Here is a 21,489-nt window from a genome sequence, read left to right on the forward strand (position 1 = left end):
TGTTCGCCTCATCGGCCCTGACGAGAGTCAGCCCAGATGATCAACTCTCGTTCGAGCAGGCAAATGAGGTTCCACAGCGCCCGTTGCTCAGACTGGTCCTCAACCAGGCTGCCGAAACCACCGGTCTCCTCGTCGGTCCGGTAGAGCCACTCGAACAACACCAGCGCTTCGTCGCCGGCTAGCCGCAGGATGACCTCAGCTTCCTCCATTGATGCAGGCTACGAGATCTTGGGCTCAGTGTCGGCATCTCTGGAGTCGTTGAAGTAGAGCAGTCCGCGGACTAACCACGCCATCACACATTCACGCTCGCGAGTGATAGTGCCGGTGATTGCCACGCACTCATCTCGGCAGATGAATGCGCTGACAACAGGTTGTGCAACGTTCACCGATCACGTGTCTGCTTACAGCGCCGGACGAGCGTACGTTCGACCCTGGCGTGATCGATGCGTGATCGACCGTCCGATGCGTCACCCACACGGGCCGCCGACCGCACGTTGCGCCACCCGGGTGATGGCGTGTTGGTGGTGATCCCGCGCCACCCGACGACGTGATCCATGCGTGATCGACGGTTATGGCGTGAGCCAACCCTGTCCGACATTGGCCGGCAGGATCCCAGGCCGCACACGCCCCCGAAGTAGCCGATTCCGACATAGAACGGCACAGCAACGTACCAGGCAGCACGGCTTGCAGTGGACTCTTAATCCGCGGGTTGTAGGTTCAAGTCCTACGCGGCGCACCATGGTTGATCAGGCCGTATAGCCTCGGGGTTATACGGCCTTGATCTTTGTGGGGGTCATCGTGGAGTTCGGGCTGGTCCATCTCATCGATCCCCGCCTCGCAGGGCTCGTCGCGGAATCGCGCGCCTTCTACGCCCGGCGGGTGGCGGGTCGAGGTCCGAGCGACCTTGAGGAGCTGCGGGCGATCCGGGTCAATGCTCCCGCCCCCGCCCCGTCGGACCCGCCCGCTGTCGTCGAGGTCGTTCGCACCGCCGGCCGCAGCGTCCCGGTGCGCATTCATCTGCCGGCGAGCGGCGAGGTGACCGGCGTCTTCCTCGAGATCCACGGTGGGGGGTTCTACTCGGGTTCGGCCGCAAGGAGCGACGTCCGCAACCGCAACCTCGCCGATGCTCTCGGTCTCGCGGTCGTCAGCGTGGACTACCGCCTGGCTCCCGAACACCCCTGGCCCGCCGCACCCGATGACTGCGAGACCGCGGCGCTCTGGCTCGCCGACCACGCCGGACACCGCTTCGGCACGACGCAGCTCTCCATCGGGGGCTTTTCGGCCGGCGCGACCCTGGCGATGACCACGCTGCTTCGGCTGCGTGCTCGGGGGATCCCGGCGTACGGCTCCGCCGTGCTGCAGTTCGGAACCTACGACCTCAGCGCGCAGACTCCGGCCGGGCGTCTGATCGCCGACGAGTACTTCCTCGACGCCTACGCCGGATCCGTCGAGGACCGCACCCACCCGGACCTCTCGCCGATCTACGCCGACCTCACGGGTCTACCACCGGCCCTCATCGTCGTCGGGGCCGAGGACATCCTGCTTGAGGACAACCTGGCGATGGCCGTACGACTCTCGGCGGCCGGCGTGGACGTCGACCTCCGCATCTACCCCGCCTCACCTCACGGGTTTACCGGCCATGCGACGTCCATGGCGAGAGCCGCGATGAACGACATCGAGAGCTGGCTGCATCGGCACCTGCAGCTCCCATTCACATCGCGGTCCTCGGCCCGGATATCGCGTTGAGGCTGAGCGGGAGCAAGCCGACAAGCATGAGAACGGCGCCGATCGTCATCCAGTTCTCCGTTCCGGCGAACGCGAGGATGAGCAGGTTGCCTGCCGCCACGAGAGCGGCCGACCATCGTGGCACGATCCTGCTCTTGTACAGGCCGAAACCGAAGACAGCCATGCCGAGGAACACCAGTACGGACAGCATCGTCGAAACCAGCAGGGCGCCCTGCGGCGTGGTCAGCGCCTGCACCACCGGCTGGAGGTTCGTGGCCTGATCGGCCGGCACGTTCGCGATGGCGGGGAAGGACAGCCAGGCGCCGAGAACGCCGACGAAAAACACCGCGCCGATGCTGGTCAGGACGACTCCAGCGAGCGCATGCCAAGGTGCGCGTCTGAACAGGACAAAGGCCAAGTACATCGCTGCAGCGATGAAGATCGGCATGGCGGCGTACACGAAATAGTGTGGCAGCAGCACCAGCCTGAATCCACCGTCGGGACCGCTGATGATGGACAAGAACCGCTCAGCGGAATCGGACTTCCCGGAGCTGAGATACGGGGATTCGAACGCGAAGCTGAAGAAGTCGCTGACGCTGGTGTACGCGATCGCCCACCCCGTGATCAGGCCGAGCGGGGCAACGAGCAGCGAGATGCCGCCCGCCCGCCGCAGTTCCCGCTGCAGCCGCGCACTTCGACCGTCCATCTGAGATCTCCTGTCGTCTGATACAAGACATGTGTCTACTACAGGAGTATCGTCTGGCCGTCGGGGTGCAGGTCAACCCACAGATCCGCCGGTACGTCCGCTACGAGACACCAGCGCCGAACTGTTCAGGAACGGAGGGGTGCATGCGGCAGGCCAAGAACGACCGCCGGTCACGACGCACGCGTCAACTCCTCATGCAGGCCATGGTCGAGCTGATCCGCGCCAAGCCCTATGACCACATCACCGTGCAGGAGATCACCGACCGGGCCGACGTCGGCCGCTCGACCTTCTACGCGCACTTCACCCACAAAGACGACCTGCTTGTCGACGGTGTGCACCGGATGCTCGACCACCTCGACACCGCCATCGACACCGCCGCCCCTGGCCGGCTGTTGTATCCCACCCAGGCTCTGTTCCACCACATCGGCGCCCAGGGCGAGCTTTATCAGACAATGGCCCGCGGCCCGAGCCTCGGCATCTTCATCACCGCGCTTCAGGACCAGCTCACCGTTCTGTTCACCGACCGTCTCGCCGCCCGCGTACCGAGCGGTGCCACCACAGCGGTCCCGCCGGCACTGCTCGCCGCGATGATCGCGGGCATGCTGGTCACCGCCATTCGCACCTGGGTCGAGAACGGCCTGAACGGGTCGGCCGAGTCGATCGACCGCGCGTTCCACATCGCCGCCGGCCCAGCCATCCGCGCGGGCTTACGACCCACCGACAACGGATCCCCGGCCGCTTGAAGCCGCAGCCAGGAGTCGACGGCACGTGGAGCGGGAACTCGACACCTTCAACGACACCCTGACTCAGTGGCGTACGGCTTCAGGCCTTCGGGAGCGCGTGTACCAGGGCATTGGCCAAGCGGCTCGCCGCGTCGCAGGTTTGTTGCTCCGTCAGGCCGGGAGTACTGAGGAACCACACCCGTACGCCCGGCTCGGTGAGGAGGTCCCCCTCGGCCGGATCTGTGGCGCCAGTGGTGGTGATGCCGATAGCGCAGCTGTGCTCGGAGCTCGTGTATTGCTTGCGGGCGCGGAGGCCACCGACCGTCAACGAGTCCCCGAGCCCCACGGAGCCGAGCTCACCAGCAGCTGACCGTCGGCGCCGCCGTTCACCGGGGCGGTCCAGCCGCACTGGTCCGGCTTCTGGCCGGGATTCGCCTCGAGCGTCGCGACTCCCAGCAGCTTGGCCATCCGGTCACCCGGCAGGAGGCCGCACATGTCCACACCGTCCGCCTTTCGAGGTCCGGCGGGCTTCGACTCATCCGCGGCGGAATCAGAACTGCCACAGGCCGCCGTGCCGGCGACGACGATCGCCAGGACCGCGGCGAATACCTCCGAACGGACTCTCATGACAGCATTCCTCCCCCGTGCTTGCGGTGCTGAGACACGAATCTATCGGGCCCGGTCACCACCGCCCTGCTGCAGTCCCATGCCAGCCGCCACCGGCGCGGCTTGACGCTGTGGCCGGCGGCATTCGCCGGGTGCGCCCGTAAAGGGATCGACGGTCGATGTGTCGTCCGCCATCATCGCCGGATGGTGGAACGATTTTCGGGAGTACGGGCCGCGTTCGATGAGAATGTGGCAACCGGCGAGGACGTGGGCGCATCGTTCTGCGTGACCGTGGACGGCGAGACGGTCGTCGACCTTTGGGGCGGATTCGCCGACGAGGACCGTACGCGACCTTGGCGCGAAGACACGATCGTCGGGGTCTACTCCACCACCAAGACCATGACCGCGCTGACGGCGCTGTTGCTCGCGGACCGCGGAGAACTCGTCTTTGAGGCGCCGGTGGCGCGCTACTGGCCTGAGTTCGCGGCCGGGGGTAAGGCGGATGTCACGGTCGCGCAGCTGATGAGTCACTCGGCTGGGCTGTGCGGCTGGCGGGAGCCGATAACAAGGGAGGACCTGTACGACTGGGAGAAGGCGACCGCACTGTTGGCCGCCCAGGAACCGTTCTGGACACCCGGGACGATGTCGGGCTATCACGCCATGACTCAGGGCTACCTGGTTGGTGAGGTGGTGCGACGGATCACCGGCCGATCGCTGGGAACGGTATTCCGTGATGAGATCGCCGCGCCGTTGGGCGCGGACTTCCACATCGGCCTGCCGGCCTCCCAGGATGCCCGTGTCGCCGAACTGATCGCGCCTGCCGGCCCGGCTCCGATAGGCGGTGATGGCAGCACTGAGCTGCAGGTGAATGTGGCCTCCAATCCGGAGCTGGATGTCCAGGTCACCCGGACCCGAGCATGGCGCGGCGCCGAGATCCCCGCGGTCGGCGGGATCGGCAACGCGCGCGCCGTGGCCGAGATTCACGCCATCCTGGCGAACGGCGGAACGGTCAAGGGACGGCGTTTCCTGTCCGAGGCAGGGTGCCGGCGGGCCCTGGAACAACAGGTGGAAGGCACCGATCTGATCCTGGGTGTGCCGATCCGGTTCGGCCTGGGCTTCGCCTTGAACTCGGGTTTCCTGCCGAACCCGAACACGCTGTACTGGGGCGGCTTCGGAGGCTCGCTGGCCATCGTCGACATGGATGCGCGCACCACCATCGCCTACGCCATGAACAAGATGTCGGGCACGACGACCGGGGACTTCCGGGCTTTCGGCCTGGCCATGGCGTACTGGGATGCGTCATCGGCTTGATCTCGCAGGCCTCTTGGCCGGCGTCGACCTCGGGCGACGACCGGCGGTGAGCACGGCGGAGTCAGGGTGCGCCTCCAGACGCGGACGACCATGAGCAACGCTGGGCCAGACAGACAGCTGCACCTCCTGACGCCAGCAGCGCGGACGATCAGTAGCCGCCTCCGTGGACGTGCTCATCCCGGTCGACCGCCGTGCGAGGCTCGGTGGCGAAGTCGGGCTCGAGCGCCCCAGCGATGCGGAGCAGCAGGTCCTCCCGGCCGGAGCCGGCGACGAGTTGCACACCGATAGGCAGGCCCGATCCGCTGCGCCCGAGCGGAAGACTGACGGCAGGCTGCCCGCTGATGTTGAAGAGCGCGGTGAACGGCCCGTACTCGAAGAGCCGCCGCAGCCAGGAGTCGACGGTGTACGCCGGGTTGTCGTAATCGAGGGTGCCGTGCGGTGCGGGAAGCTGAGCGATGGTCGGCGTGACCAGTACGTCGTACTCCCCGAAGAAGGCTCCGGCCGCGCGGCTTACCCGGTTGTGCGCGTCGAAGGTCCGAAGCAGGTCGAGCGCGGTGGACGCGCGTACCTCTGCCATCGCCGCGCGGGATACCGCCTCCAGAGCGTCCGGCGGTGGCCGGCGGGGCGCGAAGAGCAAGGGGGCCACGTTGGCCACTACCCCACCGCGCATGCCGGTGAGTACGTCTTCCCAGTTCACCGAGGGAGCCGCCTGCTCCACCGTGTGGCCCAGCCGCTCCAACAGCCGCCCCGTGCGGACCGTGGCTTCCGCGACCTCCGGGTCGACCGGCGCTCCGGACCATGCGTCGGTCGTGAGGGCGATCCGCAGGCGTGGTTGCGGGGCGTTGATCTCCGCGGCGTACGGGCGCAGCGGCGGCGCCACGAGGTATTTGTCGCCCAGAGCGGGGCCGTGCACGGCGTCGAGCAGGTGCGCCGCGTCGCGGACCGTGCGGGTGACGGCGAACTCGTACAGCAGGCCGAAGGCGGCTTCCCCCGTGTCCGGGCCGCACGGCACCCGGCCGCGGCTGGGCTTGAGGCCGACCAGCCCGCAGCACGACGCCGGTACGCGGATCGAGCCGGCGGCGTCGTTGGCGTGGGCGAGCGGCACCGCGCCCGCCGCGACGAGGGCGGCCGCGCCACCGCTCGAGCCGCCGACTCCGCGGCTGGGGTCGTACGGGTTGCGAGTCGGGCCGTACCTTGCCGATTCGGTGGCGAAACTCAGGCCGAGCTCGCACATCGTGGTGGTGCCCAGCGTGGCGAGCCCGGCTCTGCGGAAGCGGGTCATCAGCTCGCTGTCGCGGGCGGCGACGATGTCGGGCACCGCGCGGCTGCCCAGCGTGAAGGGCACGCCCGCGGCGATCGGTACGTCCTTGAGCAGGAAGGGGACCCCGGCGAACACCCCGTCGGCGGAGGCGGCCAGCGCCCTGGTGAACGGTGGGCGGGTGAGGCCGTTGAGGCGTTCGTCGGCGATGGCGAGAGCCTCGCGCGCCACGGTCTCCACCTCGTGCGCGGTCACTTCGCCGGTGCGGATCAGTTCGGCCAGTCCTACGCCGTCCAGGTGGACGTACTCGTGCAGTTCCATGGTGATGAGCATCGGCTCCGCACCACGGGTGGCGCATGCGCGCCAGTACTGATTCGAGTACGGCATTTGGCAGACTGCACAGCGTGTTCGTCGGACGTTCAGCGGAGCTGGCCGCGTTGCGCGAGGCCGGTCCCGGCGTCGCGCTCGTCGCCGGGGCCGCCGGCGTCGGCAAGTCGTCGCTGGTACGGGAGGCGTTCCGCGACGTCCCCGGCGCGATATGGGTGCATTGTCTGCCGGATGACGACCCTCCGCCCGCATGGCCGTGGCTGCGACTCCTGGCCCGGCTCGGGCACCGCGTCGACAGCGGATCGGGCGTCATGTGGCGGGCGGCGGTCACCGACCGCCTGATCGGCGCCACGCACGATCAGCGGGTTGCCGTGATCGAGGATCTGCACCACGCCGACGAGGAATCGCTCGCGTTGCTGGGCCACTTCGCGCGGGAGGCGGCGGACGGGCGGTTACTGCTCGTCGTCACGTACCGTCAAAGCGGTTTGCGGCATCCCTCAGCCTTCGCCCGTGCCGTCGATGAGGTCGTCCGGTCGCGGAACGCCTACGAGGTGCGGCTGGCGCCGCTCGGCGCCGACGTGGGCGTTCCCATGGTGCTGGCCGCCGCTCGGCAGGCCGTCGCCGAGCGCGAGTACGCGGAAGCCGGGCGCTTGTTCGAGCGCGCGCTGTGGCAGCTCGAGCAGGCGCCGGCCGAGCGTTGTGCCGTACTCATCGAGCTTGCCGGTGTGGAAATCGCCGCGGGGCGGCCGCGGCGCGCTTCGGAACACTGCCTCGCCGCCGCGGAGCTGGCCAGCGAGCTGGACCGCGCCGACCTGCTCAGCCGTGCCGCGCTCGTGGTCCGCGGCGCCGGCGACGAGGACATCGCGGTGCGGGCCGCCCTGTTGTGCGATCGCGCCCTCGCGGTGGCCGCACCGCCGCTCCGGCCCCGGCTCCTGGCCCGGCGCGCCGCGCTGCACGCCGACGCGGACCGGGTCGAGCCGGCGGAAAGCGTGGAGGCGCTGCGCGCCGCCGAGGCGGACGGCGACCCCGACACGCTGACCGACGCCATCCGGGCACGGATGTGGATCCTGGACGAGCCCGTCGAACGGCTGCGGCTCGCGGAGATCGCTGTCGACAACGGCTTGGGTACGGGGCAACTCATGTCGGCCGTGCGAGGCGAACTGTGGCGAGTGGACGCCCTGTATCAACTCGTGGACCTGCGCGGCGTGGACAAGGGGATCGCCCGGTTGCGGGAGCTGGCGGGCGCGGCCCGGGTTCCCGTCGCCGACTGGTATGCGCTGCGGACGTCCGCGGCACGGCACGCCCTCGCCGGCCGCTGGGATCAGGCGCGCGCCGACTCTGCCGAGGCGCACCGGGCGGCCGAGCGTACCGGTGACCGGCTTGCCGCGACGCTCACGGACGTCTTCGCCGCCCTCGTCGGTCTGGTGCGGGGAGATCCGGGCGAGCTGCGACCCGGCTGGCAGCAACGACTCGAGCAGGCGCCCCGGCTTCCGCTCACCGACGCCGTCGCGGCCGTGCACCGCCTCGTCGCCGGCGACCGAGCCGCCGCGCGGTTCCACTACGAACGGCAACGGCACCTGCTTCGGGAGCTGCCGACGGGAATCCGCCGGCTGGGTCTCCTCCAGCACCTCACCGAGCTGGCCCTGGCCTTCGACGACACCGAAGCCGCCGAGTGGGCGTTGCCGCACTGGCTCCCCTGGCGCAACTTCGGCGGCCTGCCGGGCAACGCGGACACCTTCTGCGGAGGCGCGCCGGCGCGACAGGCCGGCCGCCTCACCGCCCTCCTCGGCCGCGTGGACGAGGCCGCGGCGCTGCTCACCGAGGCGATCGAGCTCAACACCAGGCTCGACGCCGGACCGTGGCTGGTCCACGCCCGCGCCGACCTCGCGACGCTCACCGGCGACACGTCGCTGGCGGCCCAGGCCGTCCGCGACGCTCACCGCTTGCATCTGCCTGGCGCCGCAGCGCGAGCGTCGACGGCGGACCCGCTCACGAGCCGCGAACGCGAGGTGGCCGCGCTGGTTGCGGAGGCCCTTTCCAACCGGCAGATCGCCGAGCGGCTGGTGCTCAGCGAACGGACAGTGGAGAGCCACCTGCGCCACATCCTGGCCAAGCTCGGGCTGGCCAACCGCACCGAGCTGACCGCCCACCTACTGCGTACCTGATGTCCATTATGCGAACATTGCGGCATGGGGATCTCGCGTCGCGTTCTGTTGAGTGCCGCCGGACTGACCGGCGCGGCGCTCCCGCTCGCCGGCCCTAGGAGGGGGCCGACCACTCAGGACTGGAACACGCTCGCGGCCGGCCTCGACGGCTCGCTGGAACGCCCCGGCAGCGCCGGCTACGACCCCGCCCGCCGGCTCTTCGACCCCCGCTTCGACACGATCCGGCCGCCGGCGATCGCCCGGTGCACCGGCCCGGACGACGTCGTCGAGGTGCTCGCCTTCGCCCGCCGGTTCGGCGTGCCGGTGGTCGCGCGCGGCGGCGGGCATTCGTACGTCGGCGCCTCCACCAGCGGCAACAGCCTCGTTCTGGACCTGCGCCGGATGTCGGCGGTCGGCTACGACGCGGCCAGCCGGACCGCGGCGATCGGCGGCGGCGCGCGGCTCATCGACGTCTACGACGCGCTCGGCCCGCATCGGGTCTCCGTCCCGGCCGGGTCGTGCGGCACGGTCGGGATCGGCGGGATCACGCTCGGTGGTGGCATCGGCATGGGTGCTTCCGCGTACGGGCTGACCTGCGACACCGTGCTCTCGGCCGACGTGGTCACCGCGGACGGTCGGTACCGCACCGTGGACGCGGCTCGGGAGCCGGCGCTGTTCTGGGCGTTGCGCGGCGGTGGCGGCGGGCAGTTCGGGGTGGTGACCCGGTGGCGGATGCGTACCCACCCGGCGGGCACCGTCGGCTCGTTCGTGCTGACGTACCCGTGGGGAGACGCCGCGGCGGTCGCCGCCGGGTGGCAGGCGCGGCTGGCCTCCGCGCCGGACGAGACGTGGTCGGCCTGCCAATTCGCCGCGGACGGGCGGGGCCGCCGTACCGTCCGCATCTCTGGTTTCGTGCTGGACGGTGACGCCGACGGCGAGGTCGCCGCGATCGTCCGGGCGATCCGCCGGGAGCCCACGTCCTCCACCGTGGATCGCCGCGCCTACCTGGATGTGGTGCACGACCGGGCCGGCTGCGACGAGTCCGGCGACTGCGGGGACCGGTCGACGGAGCTGGCCGGCAGCGACATGTTCCGGCAGGCGCTGCCCGCCTCCGCGGTCGCCGCGCTGCTGGCCGCGGTGGAGCGCCGGGCCCGGGCTCGCCGCCCCGGGGTGGCCAAGTTCAAGCGGATGACCGGGGCGGTCGCGCGGGTGCCGGAAGGTGCCACCGCGTTCCCCTGGCGGGGCGCACACACGATGCTGCAGTGGCTGGTCAAGCCGGATGCCCGCGATGCCGCCACGGTACGCGACGCGTACGCCTGGATCGACGACGGCCACCGCGCGGTGGCCCGTTGGTCCGCGGGCCGCTACGTCAACTATCTGGAACCCGGTGCCGCGCACCTGCCCAGGTATCACGGCCCCCACCTCGACCGCCTGCGCCGGGTACGCGCGGTGGTCGACCCCGACCGGCTGTTCCGGTCGTCCTACGCCCTCTGACGGACCCGAAGGCCCGCGACGAGGAGTTCCACCATCCGACGGGCGTCGTAGCGGGGGTTGTTCTCCGCGCCGATACAGAGGTTGCCGACGCCGCGCAGCAGTTGGTACGCCTCCATGCCCGGCTGGATCTCGCCCGCCGTGACGGCCGCTTCCAGCAGCTCGGTGCAGACAGGCACGAGGCGGTCCAGGAAGTAGGCGTGCAGGGTCTTGAAGGCGGCGTCGTCGGACTGCAGCGCCTCGGCGAGGCCGTGCTTGGTGACCAGGAAGTCGACGAATAGATCGATCCACCGGGCCAGGGCGGCGTGCGGGCTGTCGCCGGCTTCCAGCAGCGCCGGGCCGGCCTCGGCGCACGCCTCGACCTGGTGCCGATAGACGGCGACGATCAGGTCGGCGCGCGTCGGGAAGTGGCGGTAGATCGTGCCGACGCCGACACCGGCCCTGGTGGCGATGTCGCGCACGGGTACGTCCACGCCCGATGCGACGAAGGCCTCGGCGGCCGCATCCAGCAGCGCCTCCTCGTTGCGCCGGGCGTCGGCCCGTTTCGTGCCGCCCATGGCGCTCTCCTTTCAGCGGAACACTGCTCCGCTTTATCAGCTTGCCAGGGGGACCGCGCCGGGGACAAGTCGCGGACCCGGCCGCGAGACGTCCGAGAGCGACGGTCAACTGCTCGGCATGGTCGACCGGCCACCACGCCCCCTTGGCAGCTTCGATCGGCCTCCCGGCCTCGGGCTCAGCTGTTCACGGATGCACCGTGTGAGGCGTCGGGTGCCCACGGGAGACGGTTGGCAAGCGGACGCCAGCCTGCCGGAGGGTCCTCGCCGACCAGGCCGTCCACCGCCTCACGCAGCAGGTCCGCCTGGCCGGTGTGGCGCCCGTACTCCTCGATCAGGTCGCAGATGAGGCGGCGCAGGCTGGCGTGCCGGCCGGCGGATCCGGACACGTACACGTGCTGGTCGAGTCCTCCCGCCGCCAGGGCAGCCGTGAGCCGGGCGTGGGACCGCTCCACTGCGCCGTCCCAGAGGTCGTACAGCTCGTCGGGGGTGTTCTCGGCGGCGGAGGTGAACTCCCAGTCGGGGTCGTCGTCCCAGGCGGTCGGATCCCACGGTGCACCGGGCGGTTCGTCGCGGAGCTTGGCGGTGAAGGTGTAGTCCTCCACGAGCGCCAGGTGTTTGAGCAGGCCACCCAACGTCAGGGACGAGGCGCCGACGCGGGTCCGGAGGCCGTCGGAATCCAGGCCGTCGGCCTTCCAGCGGAAGGTGGTGCGCAACCGGTCGAGCGCGCCGACGAGGTGCTCCGTCTCGGTGCCGGCCAGGGGTGGTTCCCAGGGGGTGTCGTTGCTGCTCATGGGGTCACGGTAGTGCTCTCGGACGCGGGACGTGGGGGGTCTTGCCGGGCCTGTGGACAACCTGGTGCGGGTTGCACGATCGGCCCCTCAGCGCCGGATTCCGGTGACTGTTGAGGCAATGTCGACCGCCGATATGGACGATTGACACTCCATCGATTATTGTCGTTGATGACGCCGTTGCGAGTTCTTCCCCCGTGGAATTCGCAACGGCGCCTCTTCTTTGTGCCCGCCCTGGGGTGAACCAGGAACGTTGCGGGCGGTCCCGGTCAGGCCGTGGTCGCTGGGCCGGCTGGACCGCGGTCGCGGGCAGGCCAGGCTGTGGTCGCGGGCAGGCTCAGCCAGGCCAGGCTTTGATCGCGGGGCCGGCTAAGCCGGGACAGGCAGGCCGCTGGATCCGGGTGCCAGACCCGGGACGCAAGAAAGCCCGCTCCGAGGAGCGGGCTTCGTCGCGTGCATGGGGTGACCGACGGGACTTGAACCCGCGACCCCCGGGACCACAACCCGGTGCTCTACCAGCTGAGCTACGACCACCATGCCACCGCTCGCGGCATCTTTCTCCGCAGCGGGTGCCGGACAAGCATAGCGGCACCCCCCACCCCGCCGTCGACCGGGTTACCCACCCGGCGCGGCGGCGTCGCGGGCATTGGGCCGCCGACGAAGGACAGCGGTGTCGCTACAGCTCAGCGGCGATGGCGCGGGCCTGCTCGACGTCCGGACCGGGCAGCGGCACGAAGACCGTGCGGCGGTAGTACTCCAGCTCGCGGATGCTCTCGCGGATGTCGGCGAGGGCCCGGTGCGCCAGCCCTTTCTTGGGCTGGCCGAAGTACACCCGCGGGTACCAGCGGCGGGCCAGCTCCTTGATCGAGGAGACGTCGATCATGCGGTAGTGCAGGAAGTCGTCGAGCGCCGGCATGTCGCGGGCCAGGAAGCCTCGGTCGGTGGCGATCGAGTTTCCGCAGAGCGGGGCTGTGCGGGGGTTCGGGACGAACTGCTTCACGTACGCGAGAACGGCTTCCTCGGCCTCCGCCATCGTGACCGTGGACCGGCGCACCTCTTCAGTGAGGCCGGACTTGGCATGCATGTCGCGGACGATCTCCGGCATTCCGTCCAGCGCCGCGTCGTCGGCGTGGATGACGAGGTCGACACCTTCGCCGAGAACGTTGAGATCGGGACCGGTGACGAGCGCCGCCACCTCGATGAGGGCGTCCTTGCCCAGGTCGAGGCCGGTCATCTCACAGTCGATCCACACCAGAAGATCCGCCACGCGATCAGCCTACGCGCACGTAGGGGTGACGCGCCGGGACGTCCTGCCGTACCCACCTGTTCGAGAGATGACGCACGCAGATGGGTAGCTTCACCCGAGATTGTCCGTATTGGCCCCAGGACTACCCAGTTCGGCCGTCGAGGGGCTAAACTGTGCTTAACGGACGAAGCCCCCCTTCGGTTACTCCGTTTCCCCCGGTAAAGGGCCCTCCGCGTCGGCAGCGCGGAGGGCCCTTTCGGTCGTCGCCGAGCTGGACGCCAGGACGGAGAGAGCCACGGCCAGGACGGAGGCCGCGGCCAATGAAAGGAGCCCCGGGCATCCGCCCGGGGCTCCTTCGTCGTCTCAGTCCTTGTCTTGTGCGCGGCCGCGGCGCGGGGGCCGGGTCAGCTTGATCGGAGGTTCCTGGTTGTCCGGATCCGGGGCCGGGAGACCGGAGGCGGTCACGTTCCGCTTGCGGCGGGCCTTGGCGCCCCCGAGCAGCTCAGCGACCTCGTCCTTATAGCTGCCGAGCAGGCCCTTCTTCGGGCGTTCACTGCTCTTGCTCACCGGTTGCTGCTGCGGCTCGGTGGTGTCCCCCGGCCTCGGCTCGGCGGCCTTCGTGTTCTCCGGCTTGGCCTCGGTCCGCTGGCCGGCGATGCGGGCCTGGGACTTGGGCGCCTCACCCGCGGGCGAGCCGGTCTCGAGCGCCTCGGTCTTGGGCGCGCTGGAGGTGACTGAGTCGACCTTGATCGCATCGGTCTTGGATGCGCCAGCTACTACCGCCTCGGGCTTGGACGCCCCGGCGACCGCCTCGGTTTTGGACGACATGGAGACCGCCTCGGCCTTGGACGAGACAGCCGCCGGTGCCCCGGCCGCTAGTGCCTCGGCCTTCGTCTCCGGAGCAGCCATTGCCGAGCGCTGCGCAGTCGGTGCCGAGGCAGGACGCCCTGCCGACGGCACGGGAGCCGGACCCTCCGCCGACGGCGCGGGAGCCGAGGACGCAGGAGCCGACGGCGCGGGAGCCGAGGACGCAGGAGCCGACGGCGCGGGAGCCGAGGACGCGGGAGCCGGACGCTGCATGGACGGCGCGGAAGCGGGACGTTCTGCCGAAGGTGTCGCGGTAGGACGCTGGAGCGAAGGCGCGGTGCCGGCCTCAGCCTTCGCGGATCCGGCGGGTACCGGCTCGCGCGCCGGCTCAGCGGGCCGGGACGGCCCCGGAACCGACGGCCGCGGAGGTGCGGGAGGAGCCGGCACAGGCACTGCGGGCTTCGCCGGAGGCACGGGAGCCGGGGAGACCGGCCGAGCCGGAGCCGGCGCGGAGCCTGGCCCCCCGGTTCCCGGAGCGGCCGACGCCGCCGGCGCCACCGGAGGCGTCGACGCGGGCGAGGTGGTGCTGGGAGAGCCCTTCCCCGGGGTGGCGGGCGCGGCGGCCGGGGCCTTGCCAGCACCGGAAGGCGCGGGGCTGCTCGACGCGCCACCCGGGACCGCGGTCGACGTGCCTGCCGGAGCCGGGCCGGCCGATGAGGCAGGCTTCGAGGCGGCGGGCTTCGGGCTGCCGGCCGCGCCGACACGGCCCGAGTCTGCGCGGGTCAGACCGGTTGCCGCCCAGGCACTCGCCGCCGGGCCGCCGAACAGTGCGTTGCGCGGTGTCTTGGCCCCCTGCTTCGGCTGGGCCGACTTCTCGGTCGAGTCCGAAGGTGCGTCCGGCGTCGTATCGGCCGGCTTGGCCGCCGCCTTCACCCCAGCGACAGGTGTGGACGCGGCCTTCCGCTCGTCCCGCTGCGCCGCGTCAGCCAGACCGACCACGATGACGTCGTAGCCCTTCGGCATCGGCCCGATCGCAGGTGCGACGGGTGCGGTACCCCTGTCGGGAGCGGGGACAGCAGCGGCGGCGGGCTTGGTCGCGGGAGTCGAGGCCGCAGCGGGTTTGGCGTCAACCACAGGAGTAGAGACAGCAACCGGCTCCCCATTGGAGTCCGACTTGACGTCGGCAACCGGCTTGGCTTCGGCGGTGTCGGTAGCGGCCTTGACCGCGGCGGCGGGCTTGACCTCGACAGCGTCGACGGCCGGCTTGACGCCAGCGGGCGGCTTAGCGGCGGCGGTCGGCGCGGCACCGGCGGTCGGCGCGGCACCGGCGGTCGGCTCGGCCTCGACAGCGTCGGCAACCGGCTTGGCGTCGGCGGCCCCCGAGGCGGTCTTGCGGGACGCATTGAGGGCGGCCACCGCGCGAGCTTCCGTTTCGCGGGCGCGGGCAGCCGCGGTCTCGGCGACCCAGGCCCCCACCGCGGACGCCTCGAAGATCGGCAGGTCCGTGGGCTGCGGCGCGGTCCGGCGCCGCACACCGCGTTCCGGTGCACGACCCGGCATCGGCTCGGAAGCCGACGGCACCGGCTCAGCGGCGGGCGTAGCCCGAGGCGTGATCAGGCTAAGCGGCTGCCCGGGCGCCGGAGAAGGCGCCGCAGAAGGCACGGCAGAGGGCGCGGCAGAAGGCACGGCAGGCGCAGAAGAAGAGGCGGAAGAAGAGGCGGAAGCAACAGCCGGGGAAGGAGACGAAGAAGCCGCAGAGAGAGCGGGAACAGGCGTAGCCGGCATCGGAATGGCGGACCCCTGCTCCGACCCCTGCCCGCCCTTGGACGACGAAGGCGGCCAGGTGAGCGCCGGCGGGCGGCTGCGAGGCTGGGAGTCTGCGAGCGTACGCGGGCGGTGCGAAGCCGAGTGCCGGCCGCCACCGGTCCGGCTCAGCGGAAGTGGCGCACCGATCGCCTGCATCAGATCCGGGACCTGGCTCGGCTCCACGATGTAGACGACCTCACGCCGGCGCGACGGCCACCCCAGGAAGATCATGCCGATCATCACCAGCAGGGTCCCGGCGATCAGGAGGGCCCAGGTCGCCTGGTTGAGCCAGCCCGGCCGGATGGCCGCGGAGGACTCGAGGCGTACGCCGGGCTGCGCGGCCGGGTTCATGATGACCAGGCTGTACGCCGTGTCGCGCAGGTCCGTGGGGTTCCAGTCGACCGCGCCCGTGCCGGCGGCGATCCAGAAGCGTTCGCGGCCCGGGAGTTGTTCGGGGGCGCGGGTGCCCGGTACGAGCTTGCTGGTCACCGGGAGGGCTCCGGTGCCGAGGTCGATGGCGGACACCGAGATGCGGGGGATGTCGGCCAGGTACTCGTCCACGCGCCCCCGCGGCGCGATGCCTACGAAGGCCGGGGCGGACGACGACGTGGCCGTGATGCGCAGCCGTGTGTCGCCGACGCGGGCGAACGGGGCGTCGTTGCGCAGCAGTGTGTCGACGTCGTCGATCACGATGGCGTACCCGGAGGTCGCCACCCGCTGCATGGTGCCGCTGAAGGCGCCGCCCGCATCCCGGTGTTGCATGGCGGCCCAGAAGGCGCCGCCGACCAGTAGGGCCGGAAGTCCGACGGTCAGCATCAGCATGCCGAGGATCGTGCGGAGCACCCGCATCTCGATCTCCCCCTTCTCGGTGGTACTGGGCAGACCATACAGACCGAAATAACACCAAAATGGATAAACGGTTACTTAGGCCCCTGGAGGTATGAGGGAAGGGCGAGCAAAAAGGCGCAGGGCCGGCCCGAACGGGCCGGCCCTGCGCTGGAAAACCCAGGTCAGGAGATCTTTGCGGTCATCGTCAGCGTGGTCTGATCGATGTCACTCGTGCGTACGGTGAACTTGAACGTCCACTCCCCCGCGGCCGGCAACGCGATGTCCCCCACGGCGTGGAAGTCGGTGATCCGCAGCAGCGGGACCTGGATCGGCTCGATGCCCTTGGCCGGCAGTGCCGCCGTGGCCGTCCATTCGACCACCGGCAGTGGCTTGTTGTCGGGCGTGTAGGCGTACAGGTGAAGCGAGTTGTTGCCCACCGTGGCCGGGAAGACGTCGACCTGGAGCGACACGTTGTCCTGGGTGATCGTCTGGGTGATCGTCGTGCTGGTCGCGGCGGTCTCCGCCGCCTCGGCCGTGCGCGGCGGCGGGATCTGCACGAGCGCCGCGGTCACGCCCAGCACGATCGCCGTGACGGCCAGTTCAGCGATCACCACGCGGCGCAGGGTGCGCGGGCCGCTCTCGGCGCTGCGGTTGCGTACCAGCCTGCGGGAGTACGCCGCTATGCCGATCACCGCGGCGGCGAGGGCGACCTTCACCAGGATCAGGCGGCCGTACGTGCTGTCGTAGAGGCCCTTGATCGACGCGACCTCGATGAGGGCCTGGACCACGCCGGCCAGGATGAGAGCGGCGACCGCGGTGGCCGCCCATCGGGACCAGATCGGCAGGATCGCGCCGAGTTCCTTCTCGTCGGCCTGGCGCAGCAGGAAGCCGGCCAGCATCACTAGGCCGCCGAGCCATACCGCCATCGCGGCCAGGTGGATCGCGTCGACGACGACCGAGACGCCGGCCACCGGGGAGGCCGTCGGATGCCCGGTCAGCGGCCAGGTGGCCAGTGCCGCGACCCCGAGGACGCCGAGCAGCGCGAGATCGGCCTTGCTCTCGCCGCCGGAGCCGCGCAGCAGCGGACGCAGTAGGACCGCCGCCGCGATGATCACACCGAGGCGGACCAGCATGACCGCCCCGAACGTGCTGCCCAGCACGTCCTGCAGGTCGCTGCCCGAGACGCCGAACAGGCTCGTTCCGGTCGTGTACGGGGCCTGCAGCCACAGCCCCAGCACCGTGCTCGCGAGCACCAGCCCGAGGCCGGTCCAGACGACGCGGGCGGGCGCGACACGGGACAGCCGGTGCGGCCACAGCAGCGCGAGGACCAGCACCGGACCGACGAGCAGTACGAGGCCGGCGTACCCGAGGTATTTGCCGACCGGGATGAGTGCGCGGACCACGGGGTCGACCGAATCGGCGGCTTGCGACTCGGTCGGCGGGGTCGACGCCGCGCCCACCGAATAGGTCAGCGTGCCCGCGACGGGGTGGCTGTCCGCGGAGACAACGCGGTAGCTGACCAGGTAGGTGCCCCGGCCGCCGCCGGAGCGCAGCGGGATGGTGACCGTGCTCCCGTCCGCCTGCGGATCGCCCTGGTCGGCGCGGCTGCCGTCGGGGGCGAGCACCTGGATCCTGCCCGAGATGAGCTGCACCGACTCGCTGAAGGTCAGGGTGATCCGGTTGGGCGCGTCCGGGACGATCGTGTTGCTTCCCGGGTCGCTGGCCACCAGGGCGGCGTGCGCGCTGGCCGGACCGGCCGGCCCGAGAAGCACGGCCAGCAGTCCGAGGAACAGCCCGGCGAGTGCCGCCGAGGCCCGGCGTCGATCAACGGTCATACCGGCAATGGTCCCCGATGACTCGAACAGCGCCACAAAGAGGTCGCGATTCGGTCCGCGTACCATCTGCCGGTGTGACGCCCGATCCCCTCACCGCGACGGCCCTGCGAGCGCGGGCCGGCGATGCCGGCGCGCAGTCCGCTCTGGTGCGGGGCACCCAGGCCGAGGTGTGGCGCTTCACCGCCGCCCTGGTCGATCCCGGGGCGGCCGACGACCTGACGCAGGAGACCTATCTGCGGGCGTTCAAGGCGCTGCCCGGCTTCGAGGGCCGCTCGAGCGTGCGTACGTGGCTGCTCGGCATCGCCCGGCGCACCTGCGCCGACCACCTGCGGGCCGTGGTGCGGCGCCGCCGGCTCGACGCCCGGCTGGCCGCCGAGGCCTTCGCGGACCACCCCCAGCAGCCCGACCCGGCGCACCGGCTCGGCGCCGCCGACCTGCTGAGCCGCCTCGGCGAGGAGCGCCGCACCGCGTTCGTGCTCACCCAGGTGCTCGGCCTGTCCTACGCCGAGGCAGCCGAGGTCGAGGGCGTACCGGTCGGCACGATCCGCTCCCGCGTCGCCCGAGCCCGTGATGAGCTCGTCGCTGCGGTGGCCGAGGCTCAAGCGAGCTGATCACAGCAAACCCCCAGGCGGTAGAACGGAACCCGGGGAAGGCCCGCGCCGACTAAGGGGGCGTGAGCATGTGGATATCGACCGCCGCCCGATTCGGCCTCGCCGCGGTGTGGCTGGTCGCCGGCGCCCTGAAAGTCGGTGACCTGGCCGCCTCCGGGCGTGCGGTCAACGCGTACCAGCTTTTCCCGTACGAGGTGGCGAAGGCGATCGGCGCCGCACAGCCGTTCCTGGAGCTCGCCCTCGGGCTGCTCCTGCTGGCCGGTCTCGCCGTACGTCTCAGCGCCGGCATCTCGGCCGCCCTCCTGCTGATCTTCATCGCCGGGATCGTCTCGGCGTGGGCGCGCGGCCTGCAGATCGACTGCGGCTGCTTCAGCACGGGCGGGGAGCTGGGCGCCGGGACCGACCCGGCCTACGGGTGGGACATCGCCCGTGACGCCGCGTTCCTGGTGCTCGCCGGGATCCTGCTGTGGCGGCCGCGGACCCGCTTCTCGACCGACGGCATCCTGATGGGGGACGCACAGTGAGCAACGGCACCAAGGAGCGGGCACAGGCCAAGAAGGTCGTGCAGCAGCAGCTGGCGAAGGAGCGTCGCCGCACGGTGACTCTCTGGACGACGGTGGGCGTCGTCGCGGTCCTGATCATCGCGAGCCTGATCGGCTGGGGCGTGGCGGCCGGACAGGAGAAGGACACCGCGGGCAAGCTGACCGTGCCGCCCACGGCGGTCGACGACGGTACGGCGTTCGCCCGCGGCTCCGGCCCGGTGGCGATCGACATCTACGAGGACTTCATGTGCCCGATCTGCCACGAGTTCGAGACCGCGGCCGGCCCGGCCGTCACCCAGCTGGTCGACGCGAAGAAGGTGACGGTGCGCTACCACCCGATCGCGATCCTCGACCGGTACTCGACGACCGAGTACTCGACGCGCTCGGCGGGCGCGGCGGCGGCTGCTGCCGCGGGCGGGAAGTTCTTCGAGTATCACGAGGTGCTCTTCGCCAACCAGCCGTCGGAGGGCAGCGCGGGGCTCGACAACGCCAAGCTGATCGAGCTCGGGCGGTCGGTGGGGCTGACCGACGCTTCCTTCGCCGACGCGGTGAACGGCAAGACGTACACCGCATGGGCCGCGAAGGTCACCGACACGGCTTCGTCGCGCGGGATCACCGGCACGCCGACCGTGATGGTGGCGGGCAAGAAGCTGGACAACCCCTCCGCGCAGGCGCTGACTGCGGCGGTGGAGGCGGCCGGCAAGTGAGACGCGGTGTCCTGTTCCTGGTGATGCTGGCCGGCGCGTTGCTCGTGCCGGCCGCTCCCGCGTCCGCCCACGGCGGGGAGGCACCCGACGCCACCGCCTACCGGACGGAAGCGACGGGGCTCAGCCAGGCGGTGCCCGGTTTGACGGTACGGGTGGTCGAGGCGGGCGCCCGGCTCGAGCTCGTCAACGGTACGGGCGGCACGATCGAGGTGCTCGGCTACTCGGGCGAGCCCTACCTGGAGGTACGCCCGGACGGCACGTACCAGAACAACAACTCGCCGGCCGCGTACCTGAATCAGACGCTGGCGGGCGACGCGCCCGTACCGGCGAACGCCGACCCTGCCGCTCCCCCGCAGTGGCAGCGGATCTCCGCGGAGCCGAGTGTGCGCTGGCATGACCAGCGCACGCACTGGATGAGCGCGGATCCGCCGCCGCAGGCGAAGAGCGACCCGTCGCATCCGCACAAGCTGCGGGACTGGGTCGTGCCGCTGCGCCAGGGGGTGACCACGGTCGAGCTCCGCGGCACGCTGACCTGGGAACCGCCGCCGCCCGCCTGGGCCTGGTGGGTGGGCGCGCTCGCCCTGGCCGCCGCCGTGACCGCGGTCGGCCTGCGCCTCCGGCAGGGAATCGGCACGGTTGCGGTGGTCGCCGGCACGGTCGCTCTCGGGTACGCCGTGACGCGCGCGACCTCCGGCGTCGAGGGTCAGGCCCCGGCGATCGTGGCGGCGGCGCTGGCCGTGGCCGCGGGGGTGCTGACCCTGCTCGGCCGTACACCGTTCCTGCTGCTCCTCGGCGGCGCCGCACTGGCCATGTTCGCCGGCCTGGCCGACGCGGGGGTCTTCACCCAGGCGGTGATCAACTTCCCCGGACCGGGCTGGGTGTCCCGGGCGGCGGTGCTCGTCGCGCTCGGCGCGGGAGCGGGCCTGGCGGTCACCGGCCTGCTGCGGCTGCGCTCCGCCGAACCGGCCCCGATATCTTCGGACGCATGACTGAGCGCCTCTCGCCGGGTGATCCGGCCCCCGAATTCTCCCTGCCCACCGACACGGGTGACACCATCGCCCTGAAGGACCTGCGCGGCCGCAAGGTCGTGCTGTACGCGTACCCGGCCGCTATGACGCCCGGATGCACCACGCAGGCGTGCGATTTCCGCGACTCGCTGGCCTCGCTGCAGGCTGCAGGCTACGAGGTCATCGGCATTTCGCCCGACACCCCGGCCAAGCTGGCGAAGTTCCGCGAGCGGGACGCCATCACGTTCCCGCTCGTCAGCGACCAGGACAAGAGCGTGCTGACGGCGTACGGCGCATTCGGCGAAAAGCAGCTGTACGGCAAAACGGTGACCGGCGTGATCCGCTCGACGTTCGTGATCGACGAGAACGGCGCCGTGGAAAAGGCCCTGTACAACGTCAAGGCCACCGGCCACGTGGCAAAGCTGCGACGGGATCTTGGTATCGACTGACTTTTCGGGTGATTTC

Annotated in this window: 19 protein-coding genes and 1 tRNA gene; 10 read left to right on the top strand and 10 right to left on the bottom strand. The window is 70.8% G+C overall.

Going from position 1 to position 21,489, the window contains the following annotated elements; all coding sequences use genetic code 11:
• Positions 1-8 precede the first annotated feature (8 nt).
• Positions 9-209 carry a hypothetical protein gene (locus AB0368_RS09570; RefSeq protein WP_366153370.1) on the bottom strand — a complete coding sequence of 67 codons (201 nt, stop codon included), beginning with the start codon at positions 207-209 and terminating at the stop codon, positions 9-11.
• 577 nt (positions 210-786) lie between these two features.
• Between AB0368_RS09570 and AB0368_RS09575 the strand changes: the two genes are divergently transcribed.
• Entirely contained in the window at positions 787-1,746 is a 960-nt protein-coding gene (locus AB0368_RS09575; RefSeq protein ID WP_366153760.1) for an alpha/beta hydrolase, read from the top strand.
• On the opposite strand, the gene AB0368_RS09580 is transcribed toward AB0368_RS09575, so the two are convergent.
• Entirely contained in the window at positions 1,712-2,431 is a 720-nt protein-coding gene (locus AB0368_RS09580) for a DUF4386 family protein (RefSeq protein ID WP_366153371.1), read from the bottom strand. The two genes, AB0368_RS09575 and AB0368_RS09580, sit on opposite strands and share 35 nt — an antisense overlap.
• Positions 2,432-2,574: 143 nt before the next feature.
• On the opposite strand from AB0368_RS09580, the gene AB0368_RS09585 reads away from it, so the two are divergent.
• Positions 2,575-3,174, top strand: coding sequence for a TetR/AcrR family transcriptional regulator (locus AB0368_RS09585; protein WP_366153372.1), 600 nt, complete (start codon positions 2,575-2,577; stop codon positions 3,172-3,174).
• A 303-nt stretch (positions 3,175-3,477) separates the two neighbouring features.
• On the opposite strand, the gene AB0368_RS09590 is transcribed toward AB0368_RS09585, so the two are convergent.
• On the bottom strand, positions 3,478-3,780 hold the full coding sequence (locus AB0368_RS09590; RefSeq protein WP_366153373.1) for a hypothetical protein: 303 nt from the start codon (positions 3,778-3,780) through the stop codon (positions 3,478-3,480).
• A 183-nt stretch (positions 3,781-3,963) separates the two neighbouring features.
• Here AB0368_RS09590 and AB0368_RS09595 point away from each other — a divergent pair, with 183 nt between their 5' ends.
• A complete protein-coding gene (locus tag AB0368_RS09595; protein WP_366153374.1) occupies positions 3,964-5,070 on the top strand; it encodes a serine hydrolase domain-containing protein in 1,107 nt (368 codons plus the stop codon).
• Between the two features lie 148 nt (positions 5,071-5,218).
• Here AB0368_RS09595 and AB0368_RS09600 read toward each other — a convergent pair whose 3' ends face one another.
• Complete coding sequence (locus AB0368_RS09600; RefSeq protein ID WP_366153375.1) at positions 5,219-6,715, bottom strand: amidase family protein; 1,497 nt, start codon at positions 6,713-6,715, stop codon at positions 5,219-5,221.
• 17 nt (positions 6,716-6,732) lie between these two features.
• Between AB0368_RS09600 and AB0368_RS09605 the strand changes: the two genes are divergently transcribed.
• Together AB0368_RS09605 and AB0368_RS09610 are read left to right on the top strand one after the other, a co-directional pair.
• Positions 6,733-8,820 carry a LuxR family transcriptional regulator gene (locus AB0368_RS09605; protein ID WP_366153376.1) on the top strand — a complete coding sequence of 696 codons (2,088 nt, stop codon included), beginning with the start codon at positions 6,733-6,735 and terminating at the stop codon, positions 8,818-8,820.
• A 24-nt stretch (positions 8,821-8,844) separates the two neighbouring features.
• Positions 8,845-10,293 carry an FAD-binding oxidoreductase gene (locus tag AB0368_RS09610; protein ID WP_366153377.1) on the top strand — a complete coding sequence of 483 codons (1,449 nt, stop codon included), beginning with the start codon at positions 8,845-8,847 and terminating at the stop codon, positions 10,291-10,293.
• On the opposite strand, the gene AB0368_RS09615 is transcribed toward AB0368_RS09610, so the two are convergent.
• From AB0368_RS09615 to AB0368_RS09640, 6 genes are all read right to left on the bottom strand, one after another.
• The gene (locus tag AB0368_RS09615; RefSeq protein ID WP_366153378.1) at positions 10,281-10,847 is read right to left on the bottom strand and encodes a TetR/AcrR family transcriptional regulator; all 567 of its coding nucleotides are present in this window, start codon (positions 10,845-10,847) and stop codon (positions 10,281-10,283) included. The two genes, AB0368_RS09610 and AB0368_RS09615, sit on opposite strands and share 13 nt — an antisense overlap.
• Before the next feature lie 176 nt (positions 10,848-11,023).
• Entirely contained in the window at positions 11,024-11,638 is a 615-nt protein-coding gene (locus AB0368_RS09620) for a DUF664 domain-containing protein (protein ID WP_366153379.1), read from the bottom strand.
• A gap of 455 nt (positions 11,639-12,093) precedes the next feature.
• Positions 12,094-12,169 (bottom strand) — tRNA-His (locus AB0368_RS09625).
• Positions 12,170-12,311: 142 nt separating this feature from the next.
• Positions 12,312-12,902 carry an oligoribonuclease gene (gene orn, locus AB0368_RS09630; protein ID WP_366153380.1) on the bottom strand — a complete coding sequence of 197 codons (591 nt, stop codon included), beginning with the start codon at positions 12,900-12,902 and terminating at the stop codon, positions 12,312-12,314.
• Positions 12,903-13,244: 342 nt separating this feature from the next.
• A complete protein-coding gene (locus tag AB0368_RS09635) occupies positions 13,245-16,343 on the bottom strand; it encodes a hypothetical protein (RefSeq protein ID WP_366153381.1) in 3,099 nt (1,032 codons plus the stop codon).
• Between the two features lie 161 nt (positions 16,344-16,504).
• Positions 16,505-18,166, bottom strand: a complete 1,662-nt coding sequence (locus AB0368_RS09640) for a copper resistance protein CopC (protein ID WP_366153761.1) — start codon at positions 18,164-18,166, stop codon at positions 16,505-16,507.
• Positions 18,167-18,231: 65 nt separating this feature from the next.
• On the opposite strand from AB0368_RS09640, the gene AB0368_RS09645 reads away from it, so the two are divergent.
• From AB0368_RS09645 to bcp, 5 genes are all read left to right on the top strand, one after another.
• Positions 18,232-18,768: a sigma-70 family RNA polymerase sigma factor gene (locus AB0368_RS09645; RefSeq protein ID WP_366153382.1), complete on the top strand. Its 537-nt coding sequence runs from the start codon at positions 18,232-18,234 to the stop codon at positions 18,766-18,768.
• A 68-nt stretch (positions 18,769-18,836) separates the two neighbouring features.
• Positions 18,837-19,292: a MauE/DoxX family redox-associated membrane protein gene (locus AB0368_RS09650; RefSeq protein ID WP_366153762.1), complete on the top strand. Its 456-nt coding sequence runs from the start codon at positions 18,837-18,839 to the stop codon at positions 19,290-19,292.
• The gene (locus AB0368_RS09655; RefSeq protein ID WP_366153383.1) at positions 19,289-20,017 is read left to right on the top strand and encodes a thioredoxin domain-containing protein; all 729 of its coding nucleotides are present in this window, start codon (positions 19,289-19,291) and stop codon (positions 20,015-20,017) included. Before AB0368_RS09650 ends, AB0368_RS09655 begins: the two co-directional genes overlap by 4 nt.
• Positions 20,014-21,006, top strand: a complete 993-nt coding sequence (locus AB0368_RS09660) for a hypothetical protein (RefSeq protein ID WP_366153384.1) — start codon at positions 20,014-20,016, stop codon at positions 21,004-21,006. The genes AB0368_RS09655 and AB0368_RS09660 overlap by 4 nt, the downstream gene beginning before the upstream one ends.
• Positions 21,003-21,473, top strand: a complete 471-nt coding sequence (bcp, locus tag AB0368_RS09665; protein ID WP_366153385.1) for a thioredoxin-dependent thiol peroxidase — start codon at positions 21,003-21,005, stop codon at positions 21,471-21,473. Before AB0368_RS09660 ends, bcp begins: the two co-directional genes overlap by 4 nt.
• Positions 21,474-21,489 lie beyond the last annotated feature (16 nt).

Source organism: Actinoplanes sp. NPDC051475 (assembly GCF_040689425.1).
Taxonomy (GTDB): domain Bacteria; phylum Actinomycetota; class Actinomycetes; order Mycobacteriales; family Micromonosporaceae; genus Actinoplanes.